Below are 10698 nucleotides of genomic sequence, written 5' to 3' on the forward strand. Positions count from 1 at the left end.
GCACCCGAAATCGCCGCGGCGGAGCGCCACAGGTTGACGCTCCAGGGCGGCATGATGAGCGCGATGATGGGGAGGGGGGACATGCAGGGCGGAATGATGGGCATGGGCGGGATGATGGGCATGGGTCATGGCGCTGTCTGGGCGATCAACGGCCAGTCGATGACCGGGGATGGCCATGCGGGAATGGAGCCCGCCCTGGTCTTCAGGCGCGGCCGCAGCGTGGTGCTGGAACTGCACAACGACACCACCTGGTGGCACCCGATGCATTTCCACGGGCATAGCCTGCGGGTCTTGAGCCGCAACGGCAGGCCGGTCCCGCATGGCCAATGGCAGGACACGGTGCTGATGGCTCCGAAGGATGTCGTTGAAGCCGCCTTCGTCGCCGACAATCCCGGTGACTGGATGCTGCATTGCCACGTCATGGACCACCAGATGTCGGGCCTGATGACCGTGCTGCGCGTCGCCTAAACCAACGAACTAAGCAAGGAGAACCGATATGAACGCTTCAATCCGCTTCGCCAGTCTCGCCGCTTTCATGGCCTTCGCCGCACCGGCGATCGCCGATCCGCTGCAGGCCACGCTTTACAAGAACCCGCAGTGCGGCTGTTGCGAGGGTTACGCCGCCTACCTGCGCGAGAACGGCTTCAACGTCGACGTGAAGCCGACCAACGATCTCCTCGAGATCAGCCGCAAGGCAGGTGTGCCGGAAAACATGCAGGGCTGCCACACGATGTTCATCGACGGCTATGTGGTCGACGGACATGTGCCGGTGACAATCGTCCGCAAGCTCCTCAAGGAGCGGCCGCCGATCGCAGGCATCACCTTGCCCGGAATGCCGATGGGCTCGCCGGGCATGGTGGGCACAAAGACCGCACCGTTCGTGATCTATACGGTGCCAAAAGACGGCAAGAAGCCGGAGGTGTACGCGACGGAATGAGTGCGGTGCACCGACGCGGGGCCTTGCCGCGAATCCTGCTACCGCTAACGGTGGCAGGATTCGCGGCAAGAACCTATCAGGCGGCACTCTCGGTCGCCGCTGGCCCGCGTTGCGCGGCGGTGACAATGACGATCGCCAGAAATGCAGCGGCACCCACGATGCCGACGGCGGCTGTAATCCAAAGCGAGTGCACGACACCCAGACCACCCATGGAGACCGCCATGGCGACGGGGGCGATGGCGGACGTCAGTTGCTTGGCGGAGGTACACCAGCCAAGCCGCCGCCCGTAGCCTTCGCGGCCGAACAGTTCGAGGGGCAGGGTGCCGCCGACGATGCTCGTCAGGCCGGATCCGAGGCCGAAGCAGATCGCGAACAACACCGCTCCGGGTCCCCAGGGAGTGGTCAGGAGCAGGATCACCAAGCCGATTGGCAGAAGCACCGTCGCAATGACTGCGAGCCAACGCTGGGATAGCTCCTTGCCAAATCCCAGGTTGATCAGACGGCTGGCGACCTGAGCAGGGCCGAACATGGAGGCCACCAGCAATCCCGCCGCTCCAAGACCGAGTGCCTGCGTCAGCGGAACCATGTGTACCAGGATTGCGGAGAGGGCGTATCCCTCGACGGCGAAGCCGACCAGCATGAGGGAGAACACCAGCATACTGCCGTTCGTGCGACGTCGATCCCCTACCGTAGCGGTCGTGGCTGCCACCGCCGGAGCGGATCTGGACGTCAGCCGCCCCAATGCGAGATGAACCGGAAGGCAGACCAGAAGGTTCATTGCGGCAAATAGCAGATAGATCTCGCGCCAGGACAGATACCCGTGAAGCCATGAGGTCAGCGGCCAGAACACTGACGATGCGAATCCTGCTATCAGGGTAAGGTGGACTATCGAAGTTTGAGCCGTGCGACCTCCCACCTGGACGATGGCGGTGAATGCCACCGCGTAGAGAACCGCCGTAGACACCACCTCCGTGATCGCCAGCCCGATTGCGAACGTCGTCGCTCCCGGTGCGAACGCCGTCAGGCAGAGCGACAGGGCGGCCAGAATGGAGCCTGCGGCCATGAGACGGCCTGCTCCGAACTTGTCAGCAAGATGTCCCGCCACAGGCGCAGCAATGCTCCCGACGAACAGGGCGATCGAGAAGGCCCCGAACACCCATTCCTGTGAGCGACCGATATCGCGAGCGATGTCCGGCACCAGGATGCTGAAGGCATAGTAGAGTGTGCCGTATCCAATGATCTGCGTTACACCCAGACCACAGACTGTCCACACGGGCAGCTTGCTTTCCATCGTCAGGCACCTTCGCTGATGGTCTCGGGCTTTGGCGAGCTGCCGCAGCCGCAGCCCGATTTGCCTGAGGATTTCGCGACGGCGTCGGCGGCGCAGCACGCGTCAATTTCCACCGGTGCGGGGCCGCCGCAGCAGCCGCCCGCTGACGTGGTGACAGGGTCTGCGCTGCACACGCCCGTTTCCGGGAGGACGAGTTCGACTTGCCGCGCGGCCGCATGGTCGCCCGCGATCTCGGCGACGACCGATCGCGCCTGTTCGTAGCCGGTAAGCATCAGGAAGGTCGGCGCGCGGCCGTAGGATTTCGAGCCGACGATAAAGAAATCCTTCTCCGGATGTTTGAGTTCTTCGACGCCGTGTGGTGGCACCGTGCCACAGGAGTGCAGGTTCGGATCGATGAGCGGAGCGAGCGCGGGTGGCGCTTCGACAGCGGGATCGACCTCGACCCTCAGTTCCCGGAGGAACGAGAAGTCGGGCCTGAACCCGGTCGTGACGACGACCTGATCGACAGCAACACTGATTGGCTTACCGCCCGCCGTGCCCTCGATCACAAGCCCACTGCCGTCGATCGCAAGGCCTTCTGCCGCGAACCCGGTCAGCATGTTCAGACGCCCATCGGCGATGGCTCGCTTGGCGGCCAGCCCGAGGGCTCCTCGTTCCGGGAGCTGGTCATTCAATCCTCCACCGAGGAGACGCTCGACTCCGCTGTGGCGGAGCGCCCAGAAGATTTCGGTTTTGGGTTCGGTCTCCTGCAGTTCCATCAGCGCCAAGGCGACGTTGATCGCGGAATGGCCGCCTCCGACCACGAGCACACGCTTGCCGATGAAGTCGGCCCGGCGCGCGCCGGCGACGTCGGGGATCCCATACGAAACCTTGTCTGTGGAGCGTTCGCCCCGGACGGGGAGACCACTGATGCCCATGGGATTCGGTTGCGTCCATGTGCCGGAAGCATCGATCACGGCTCGGACGGCGATGTCGTGCTCTCCGGATGTGTCGGAGTATCGCACGACGAACGGTCTGCCGACCCGCCCGTCCGAGGATACCTTGTCCAGGCCGTGGCGCGCGACCGCGGTAACCGTCGCCCCGAGTTTCAGCCCCTTCGCAATCGCTGGGACACGCGAAAGCGGCGCGAGGTACTCTTCAACAATTTCCCGCCCATTCGGCAGATGGTCCGGCGTTGGCGCATCCCAGCCAGCGGCCTCGAGGAGGGTTCGCGCGGCCGCGTCGATGTTGTACCTCCATGGAGAGAAGACCCTTACATGGCCCCACTCCAGCATCGCAGCGCCGACGCTCTTACCTCGTTCCAGGATCAGCGGCTGCATACCGCGCTCGACGAGGCGCGCGGCGGCAGCAAGTCCGACGGGGCCAGCGCCGATGACGGCGACGGGGAGATTTTCAATCGAGGTCATGGGATCTCCTTTCGTATTTCCAGAAGGTTCGAAATATGTGCGCAAAAAAGGGGCTTACACAGCCGCCTTCTCGGGACGCTTGGCGCACCCGGCGTCGATGCAGCACTCGTCGACGAGATAGCCGACAAGCGCGTTCATGTTGCGGTAGTGGGCGGTGCAGATCAGGGTCGTCGCCTGACGGTCCTGGACCACCAGACCAGTATCCACGAGCCGCTTCAGATGGTGCGAGAGCGTCGAGGCCGGGATTTCGAGCTTCTTCTGCAGCCGTCCGACGGGAAGGCCGTCGTCGCCGGCCCGAACTAGCGTGCGATAGATGCGGAGACGTGTCACGTTTCCGAGGGCTTCAAGCTGAGATGCTGCTTCTTCGATAATCATGGAAATAAGCTATGGTGGCGATCCGAGCGCGTCAAGGCTTATTTCGGCATTTGTCGAAATAGGCGAAATCGAGCGAACTGTTTCGGGAAATTCGGAACCTTCTTCCGGACAACACGTCTCGCTTGTTCGCTGAAAACTGGATAGAAAGCGAAATCTCCAACCGGATACAACGATTTTGGCAGACGGACTGGTGAAAGACTCAACGTCACGCAATCTGCCGATGGCATTTGGCGGTGGTGGGATTATCGGTGCATTGGGCGGATTGATCGGTCTCGGCGGAGCGGAGTTTCGGCTGCCGCTGCTGATCGGCCTGTTCAACTTCGGCGCGTTGGAAGCTGTCATCCTCAACAAGGCCATGAGTCTCGTCGTTGTCGCCTCAGCTCTCCCATTCCGTGCTGCGACAGTGCCTTTCAGCGCGATTGCCGACAATTGGACTATCGTTGCCAATCTGTTGGCGGGAAGCTTGCTCGGGGCGTGGTTCGGCGCGGGATGGGCAACGCGTCTGAAGTCGCAGACACTTTATAAGGTTATCGCCAGCCTTCTCGTTGCCATCGCGGTGGTGCTTGTCGCGGGGCATGATGCGACATCGGGACAACCCTTGCTAACCGGAGCCACTCAGCTTGTCGCTGGGGTCGTTGCGGGATTTGTTATCGGCATAGTGGCTTCGTTGCTCGGTGTGGCCGGCGGCGAGTTGCTGATCCCGACGCTCGTCCTGCTGTTTGGTGCGGATATCAAGCTTGCGGGAAGCCTCTCGCTGGCTGTTAGCTTGCCCACCATGCTCGTCGGTTTCACCCGCTACAGTCGCGACCAGAGTTTTTCCGTTCTCGGACGCAACAAGATGTTCCTGCTCGTCATGGCAGCGGGGTCGGTAGTCGGGACGTTCATCGGCGGATTGCTGCTTGGTGTCGTTCCGAATGGTCTTCTGCTTCCAGCTCTCGCGGTAATTCTTTTGATCTCCGCCGTTAAAGTTTGGCGGCACGCGTGAGGCCATGTGCACCTGTCCTGTGAACAGGCCGAACAGGTGCACGTCGGCGATTAAATAGCCTTGAGCTGTACCCGCTTCTCTAGCTTTTCGGCATCCTCTTTCCGCTCGCTGTATCGGTCGGTGAGGTACGGTGACGCATCTCGGGTAAGCCAGGTAAACTTCACCAGTTCTTCACAGACGTCTACGACACGATCGTAAAAGGACGAAGGCTTCATTCGTCCGTCGGCGTCGAACTCCTGGTAGGCCTTCGCGACCGACGACTGGTTCGGGATCGTGATCATCCGCATCCAGCGGCCGAGAATGCGCATCTGGTTGACCGCATTGAAGGACTGACTGCCCCCGGACACTTCCATCACGGCCAGGGTCTTGCCTTGCGTCGGTCGAACGGAGCCGAGGGAGAGCGGTATCCAATCTATTTGGGCCTTCATGATACCAGTCATCGCGCCGTGCCGTTCTGGACTGACCCAGACCTGGCCTTCCGACCATTCGGAGAGATCGCGCAGTTCCTTCACCTTGGGGTGGCTGATTGGTGCTTCATCCGGCAGGGGCAGCCCCTTGGGATCGAATATCCGAACCTCGCAGCCAAAATGCTCCAGCAGGCGACGAGCTTCGTGAGCGAGTAGTCGACTGTAGGAGATTTCCCGAAGCGAACCGTAAAGGATCAGGATGCGTGGTTTGTGCGTCGAGAACTCAGGACGAAGCGCGTCGAGATCAGGCAGGCGGAGGTGTTCGGAGGCGGCGGCGGGAAATGCTTCAGACAATGCGGTTTCCCTTCTCGTCGAGAACCTTCTCGCCGTCTTCCTTAGTGAATGCGCCCTTGTGGGTGTCGGGGAGGATTTCGAGGACGACCTCGGACGGGCGGGATAGGCGCGTGCCCATCGGCGTGATCACGAACGGCCGATTGATCAGGATCGGATCCTTCAGCATGGCGTCGAGCAAGTGATCATCGGTCAGGTCCGGGTTGTCGAGGCCGAGCTCCGCATAGGGCGTGCCCTTCTCGCGGATCGCTTCGCGTACGGTAAGCCCCGCATCGGCAATCATCTGCACGAGCTGGTCGCGCGTCGGTGGTGCGGTCACGTATTCGATGATGGTCGGCTCGATGCCCGCATTGCGGATCATTTCGAGGGTGTTGCGGGACGTTCCGCATGCAGGATTGTGATAGATGGTGACGTCCATGATCATGCCCTTTCGGTAATCGTTTTATCGGCGACGGTGTTTCTGGCGACGGATGGGCTTGCCTCGTACCAGCCCTTGGAACGGTTCACGATCCAGACGACGGACAGCATCACTGGCACCTCGATCAGGACACCGACCACGGTTGCCAGTGCGGCACCCGACTGGAAGCCGAACAGGCTGATGGCCGCCGCGACGGCGAGTTCGAAGAAGTTCGATGCCCCAATCAGTGCGGACGGTCCCGCGACGCAATGCTGTTCTCCGGACATGCGGTTCAACAGGTATGCAAGGCCCGAATTGAAGTAGACCTGAATCAGGATCGGAACGGCGAGTAGCGCGATGATGGTGGGCTGGGCGATGATCTGTTCACCCTGGAATCCGAACAGCAGGACCAAGGTTGCCAGCAACGCCACAAGCGAGAGGGGCTGCAGCTTGGCCAGGAGGCGATCGAGCGCCTTCGTGCTGCCATCGGCCATCATCAGTTTCCGCACGACCTGCGCGATCGCCACGGGAATGAGGATGTAGAGCGCGACCGAGATCATCAGCGTGTCCCACGGCACGGTGATGGCCGAGAGGCCGAGCAGCAAGCCGACGATGGGAGCGAACGCGACGATCATGATGGCGTCGTTGAGCGCAACCTGTGACAGCGTGAAATGGGGCTCGCCCTTGGTGAGGTTCGACCAGACGAAGACCATGGCCGTGCAAGGCGCCGCAGCGAGGATGATCAGGCCGGCGATATAGGAATCGATCTGGTCAGCGGGGAGCAAGGGCCTGAAGAGCCAGCCGATGAACAGCCAGCCGAGCAGGGCCATTGAGAACGGCTTGACCGCCCAATTGATGAACAGGGTGACGCCGATCCCGCGCCAGTAGCTGCCGACCTTGGACAAGGATCCGAAGTCGATCTTCAACAGCATGGGAATGACCATCAGCCAGATGAGGACGGCCACGGGGATGTTGACCTTGGCGATTTCCGCCGCACCGATCACCTGGAAGACGCCCGGCATCAAATGTCCAAGCGCAATACCGACGAGAATGCAGAGAAACACCCAGACGGTGAGGTATCGTTCAAACGATGACATCAGCTTGCCATTTCCTGGGGCTGCGTGGAGCCTTCCATTTGGCCGATCTGGCGCAGTTGCTGTTCGAGCGCGAGCTTGTCGATGGAGGAATGTGGAAGACTGAGGAAAGCCATGATCCGGTTTTTCAGGAACCGAGCGGCGGTCGCGAAGGCTCGCTGGATTTCGACTTCGGAGCCGTCAACGGCAGCGGGGTCCTCGACACCCCAATGCGCGGTCATGGGATGACCAATCCAGACCGGGCAGGCTTCGCCGTGCGCGCTATCACAGACGGTGAAGATGAAATCCATCTGTGGTGCGCCTGGCTCAGCGAAGACGTCCCAGCTTTTCGACGAAAAACCAGCCGCCGAATAGCCGAGCGCTTCGAGTTCCTTCAGGGCGTGAGGATTGACTTCGCCCTTTGGCTGGCTGCCTGCGGAGAAGGCCCTGAAGCGGCCGCCACCTTCCTTGTTGAGGATGGATTCGGCGAGAATAGAGCGAGCGGAATTGCCCGTGCACAAGAAGAGCACGTTATAAACGCGGTCAGACATTGTCCTTGTCCCTAGTGGTGTTGATCCGGGTTCTGAGAGTTACGAAAACTCATGCGGTCACCTTTGCTGGCGGGCAGCAGGGCATGAGTTCGGCAATGAGTGGGGTGCAAATCTCCGCATTGCCACCACAGCAGTCCCTGATCAGGAACAAAGTCAGCTCCCGGAAGACATCAAGGTTTGCGCGGTAGACGATTGATCGGCTATGCCGCTCGCCGGCGATCAGGCCCGCCTGTGTCAGTATCTTGAGATGTGCAGACATCGTGTTTTGCGGCACGTCGATGGTTTTAGCCAACTCGCCGACGGGCAGACCGTCAGGCTCGTGCTTGACGAGTAGCCGAAACGTGTCGAGACGGGTGCTTTGGGCAAGAGCGGCGAGCGCAGCTATGGCTGAATTTGTATCCATATATCCACGTTAATGGATATTATGGAGACCGTCAACAGGCGAAGCTGCGGGCTTCGCGAAGCAATCCGCAGCCACCCCTTAGAGGCGATGGAACAGCCTCCTGCAGATTATATCACTCAATGATATCAGTCGGATGATCGCCATCACAGATCGGCATGCGATTGGTAGGGAAGAATTGGCAGCCTTCGATTGACTCTTCGTCTGACAGGAACATAATAAGAACATCGGCGATGCGGCCGCCACCTGAAAACCGAAGATGAAGCACTCCAGCGCGAACTGGAGCAGGAGAAACTATGTCCGTCGCCTACCGACAAATCGAGATCGAAGAGCAAGCTGAAGGAATCGACGAGGTTGCCGCGGCCGTGGCTTGGCACGATGGTGACGCAGAGGCTACGATCCGGACTCTGCTGGCCGACTGCAAGCACCTTCGTCAGCAGTTGGCACTGGCCGAGATATCTATGAGCCTCGGTTTCGCCCGCGGCTGGCGACCCTCGGCGGACCGATCGGAGGACGCGCAATGAGCGACGAACCGGATGCAGCAGTAATGCAGCATTCTCGCGGATATGGGTCCCTAGAAGGATCGACGGCTTTCCCTCATTGGCTGTCAGAAGCCGCTCGATCCCAGCCTTCCAGGGGCCGATCCTTGGCAGAGGTTGCCATGTGCGTTCATAGGTAAAATCGGTCTCGTCGGAGCGCAGTATCTTGCGCGCCGTGTTGCGCGGAACTTGGAGTTCCCGGACGACCTTCTCGACCGACCAGCCAAGGCCCGTCGAACACGCGCAATCGTGTCCACTCGCTTCAACTCCCGTTCCATCCGTCGCAAGAAAGCCGGATGGTCAGATGAAATCTGAGGGGGGGGCAAAATTGGGCTCTGACTCATTTTTGATGCAGTCGTAACGATGCTGCGTTGCTGGTTTCCACAAAGGAATCAGTATGATGAGCACGAAGCTGTGCGCTTCTGATTTGGTCCCGGCTGGCTTCATTGCTGAACGCATTACGCGCGCCGGCGATGAGACCTGCATCCTGCTTGCCGCAACCAGCGCAACGGCCGCTTGCCCAGCATGCGGACGAATGTCTCGAACGGTCCGAAGTCGCTATTGCCGCCAGGTCGCGGACCTTCCCCTGTCAGGAAGGCGCGTCAGGCTTCTCGTCCGCACTCGGAGGTTCGCGTGTGATGCCGTGCTTTGTGGGAGGCAGATATTCGCCGAGCGGTTTGGTGATGTACTGCCGCCTTATGCCAGACGAACCGGACGCCTCGAGCATCTTGTCCATCACTTGGCCCTCGCGCTTGGTGGACGCCCGGCGGCTCGTTTTGCCCAACGTCTGATGCTTCCCGTCAGCAACGACACCTTGCTACGCGTCATTCGCCGGCAAGGCCTTCCGCCGTCAGCCCCACCGTCAGTGATTGGCATCGATGATTGGGCCTGGCGTCGCAATCATCGCTACGGCACGATTGTGTGTGATCTGGAACGGCGACGTCCGGTCAGTCTGCTGCCAGACCGCGAGCCCGCGACGGCGGAGGCTTGGCTGCGGCAGAACCCCCAAATCCAAATCGTTGCCCGCGACCGTGGCGGCGCTTACGGGCTGGCGGCCGCAAGGGCGTTGCCTGATGCTGTGCAGGTCGCTGATCGATGGCATTTGATGGAGAATGCCAGCCGTGCATTCCTGGACGCGGTCCGCAAATCGATGCGGCAAATCCGCAAGACGCTCGGCGCAACGCGCGTCGATCCGAAACTGCTGACCGCGGCCGAACGGCTTCAATACGAAGGCTATCTCAGACGGGAGCAGACCAACGGGGCCATCATGGCGCTGTCGAAGGACGGCATGACGATCAAGGAAATCGTGCGGCGCACCGGTCATAGTCGCGGCTTGGTCCGTCAGGTGCTCAGAGGGCAACGAAACGATGTCTTTCGATCGCGAGAAAGTTCGTTGGAAATGTACTTGGAGTGGCTCGATGCACAATGGGCCGCCGGAAGGCGAAACGGAACTGAACTATGGCGGTGTTTGAGAATACAGGGCTTTCGCGGTTCGCGCCGAGTCGTAAGTGAATGGGCTACACGGCGGAAGCGGGCCGACAAGGCGGACGCGGATACGTTGACCCGCACTCCCTCCGCCAGGACGATCGCTCGCCTCTTAACAACCAACAGAGACAACCTGACGAAATCCGAAACCGTCACCATCGCCGCGATCGAAAACGGCGTCCCGCTGCTCATTTCGGCTCGCGATATAATTGCCGACTTCCATGTGATGGTTCGGCGAAAAATGGAAAGCCAACTCATACCGTGGATCGACCGCGCCCAGGACAGTCTGGTCGCCTCCTTTGGCAACGGCGTAGCGAAAGACATTAAGGCGGTTCGAGCGGCGATCGTCTCACCTTGGTCCAATGGGCAGACCGAAGGGCAGATAACCAAGCTCAAGCTGGTAAAACGCCAAATGTACGGACGCGGAAAGCTCGATCTTCTTCAAGCCCGGCTGATCGGTGCGACATGAAAGCGATGCATCAAATCTGCGTCAGAGCCAAA

At 60.6% G+C, this 10698-nt stretch carries 13 protein-coding genes; 5 read left to right on the forward strand and 8 right to left on the reverse strand.

What is annotated here, in order from left to right:
- Window positions 1-468, forward strand: a 468-nt coding sequence (locus I8N66_RS33180; protein WP_291163503.1) for a multicopper oxidase domain-containing protein, incomplete at its 5' end; no start/stop codon positions are given.
- Between the two features lie 28 nt (window positions 469-496).
- Window positions 497-937, forward strand: coding sequence for a DUF411 domain-containing protein (locus tag I8N66_RS33185; RefSeq protein WP_291163506.1), 441 nt, complete (start codon window positions 497-499; stop codon window positions 935-937).
- A gap of 76 nt (window positions 938-1013) precedes the next feature.
- Here the strand turns inward: I8N66_RS33185 and arsK are convergent, their stop codons facing one another.
- From arsK to I8N66_RS33200, 3 genes are read right to left on the reverse strand one after another with little or no spacing between them, the layout of a single operon-like run.
- The gene (arsK, locus tag I8N66_RS33190) at window positions 1014-2228 is read right to left on the reverse strand and encodes an arsenite efflux MFS transporter ArsK (RefSeq protein WP_291163509.1); all 1215 of its coding nucleotides are present in this window, start codon (window positions 2226-2228) and stop codon (window positions 1014-1016) included.
- Window positions 2229-2230: 2 nt separating this feature from the next.
- Window positions 2231-3634, reverse strand: a complete 1404-nt coding sequence (locus I8N66_RS33195) for an FAD-dependent oxidoreductase (RefSeq protein WP_291163513.1) — start codon at window positions 3632-3634, stop codon at window positions 2231-2233.
- Between the two features lie 54 nt (window positions 3635-3688).
- Window positions 3689-4009 (reverse strand): metalloregulator ArsR/SmtB family transcription factor, encoded by a 321-nt coding sequence (locus I8N66_RS33200; protein WP_291163516.1) that lies wholly within the window; start codon window positions 4007-4009, stop codon window positions 3689-3691.
- 175 nt (window positions 4010-4184) lie between these two features.
- Between I8N66_RS33200 and I8N66_RS33205 the strand changes: the two genes are divergently transcribed.
- A complete protein-coding gene (locus I8N66_RS33205; RefSeq protein WP_365888273.1) occupies window positions 4185-4994 on the forward strand; it encodes a sulfite exporter TauE/SafE family protein in 810 nt (269 codons plus the stop codon).
- Between the two features lie 50 nt (window positions 4995-5044).
- On the opposite strand, the gene arsH is transcribed toward I8N66_RS33205, so the two are convergent.
- From arsH to I8N66_RS33230, 5 genes are read right to left on the reverse strand one after another with little or no spacing between them, the layout of a single operon-like run.
- Complete coding sequence (gene arsH, locus I8N66_RS33210) at window positions 5045-5755, reverse strand: arsenical resistance protein ArsH (RefSeq protein ID WP_291163519.1); 711 nt, start codon at window positions 5753-5755, stop codon at window positions 5045-5047.
- Complete coding sequence (gene arsC / locus I8N66_RS33215) at window positions 5748-6176, reverse strand: arsenate reductase (glutaredoxin) (RefSeq protein ID WP_291163522.1); 429 nt, start codon at window positions 6174-6176, stop codon at window positions 5748-5750. The genes arsH and arsC overlap by 8 nt, the downstream gene beginning before the upstream one ends.
- Window positions 6173-7246, reverse strand: a complete 1074-nt coding sequence (gene arsB, locus I8N66_RS33220) for an ACR3 family arsenite efflux transporter (RefSeq protein WP_291163525.1) — start codon at window positions 7244-7246, stop codon at window positions 6173-6175. The genes arsC and arsB overlap by 4 nt, the downstream gene beginning before the upstream one ends.
- Window positions 7246-7773 carry an arsenate reductase ArsC gene (locus I8N66_RS33225; protein ID WP_291163528.1) on the reverse strand — a complete coding sequence of 176 codons (528 nt, stop codon included), beginning with the start codon at window positions 7771-7773 and terminating at the stop codon, window positions 7246-7248. The genes arsB and I8N66_RS33225 overlap by 1 nt, the downstream gene beginning before the upstream one ends.
- A gap of 49 nt (window positions 7774-7822) precedes the next feature.
- Window positions 7823-8176 (reverse strand): metalloregulator ArsR/SmtB family transcription factor, encoded by a 354-nt coding sequence (locus tag I8N66_RS33230; protein WP_291163530.1) that lies wholly within the window; start codon window positions 8174-8176, stop codon window positions 7823-7825.
- Between the two features lie 293 nt (window positions 8177-8469).
- On the opposite strand from I8N66_RS33230, the gene I8N66_RS33235 reads away from it, so the two are divergent.
- Entirely contained in the window at window positions 8470-8697 is a 228-nt protein-coding gene (locus I8N66_RS33235) for a hypothetical protein (RefSeq protein ID WP_291163533.1), read from the forward strand.
- Between the two features lie 415 nt (window positions 8698-9112).
- Window positions 9113-10666, forward strand: a complete 1554-nt coding sequence (locus tag I8N66_RS33240; protein ID WP_291163536.1) for an ISL3 family transposase — start codon at window positions 9113-9115, stop codon at window positions 10664-10666.
- The last annotated feature ends 32 nt before the right edge of the window (window positions 10667-10698 follow it).

The organism is Ensifer sp. SSB1 (assembly GCF_016652895.1).
Taxonomy (GTDB): Bacteria; Pseudomonadota; Alphaproteobacteria; order Rhizobiales; family Rhizobiaceae; genus Ensifer.

What these genes read in the sequence shown, in the direction of transcription:
- I8N66_RS33240 (WP_291163536.1), top strand. Translation starts at nt 9,113, where the DNA reads ATGAGCACGAAGCTGTGCGCTTCTGATTTGGTCCCGGCTGGCTTCATT.
- arsK (WP_291163509.1), bottom strand. Translation starts at nt 2,228, where the DNA reads ATGGAAAGCAAGCTGCCCGTGTGGACAGTCTGTGGTCTGGGTGTAACG.
- I8N66_RS33200 (WP_291163516.1), bottom strand. Translation starts at nt 4,009, where the DNA reads ATGATTATCGAAGAAGCAGCATCTCAGCTTGAAGCCCTCGGAAACGTG.
- arsC (WP_291163522.1), bottom strand. Translation starts at nt 6,176, where the DNA reads ATGATCATGGACGTCACCATCTATCACAATCCTGCATGCGGAACGTCC.
- I8N66_RS33230 (WP_291163530.1), bottom strand. Translation starts at nt 8,176, where the DNA reads ATGGATACAAATTCAGCCATAGCTGCGCTCGCCGCTCTTGCCCAAAGC.
- I8N66_RS33235 (WP_291163533.1), top strand. Translation starts at nt 8,470, where the DNA reads ATGTCCGTCGCCTACCGACAAATCGAGATCGAAGAGCAAGCTGAAGGA.
- I8N66_RS33185 (WP_291163506.1), top strand. Translation starts at nt 497, where the DNA reads ATGAACGCTTCAATCCGCTTCGCCAGTCTCGCCGCTTTCATGGCCTTC.
- arsB (WP_291163525.1), bottom strand. Translation starts at nt 7,246, where the DNA reads ATGTCATCGTTTGAACGATACCTCACCGTCTGGGTGTTTCTCTGCATT.
- I8N66_RS33225 (WP_291163528.1), bottom strand. Translation starts at nt 7,773, where the DNA reads ATGTCTGACCGCGTTTATAACGTGCTCTTCTTGTGCACGGGCAATTCC.
- I8N66_RS33195 (WP_291163513.1), bottom strand. Translation starts at nt 3,634, where the DNA reads ATGACCTCGATTGAAAATCTCCCCGTCGCCGTCATCGGCGCTGGCCCC.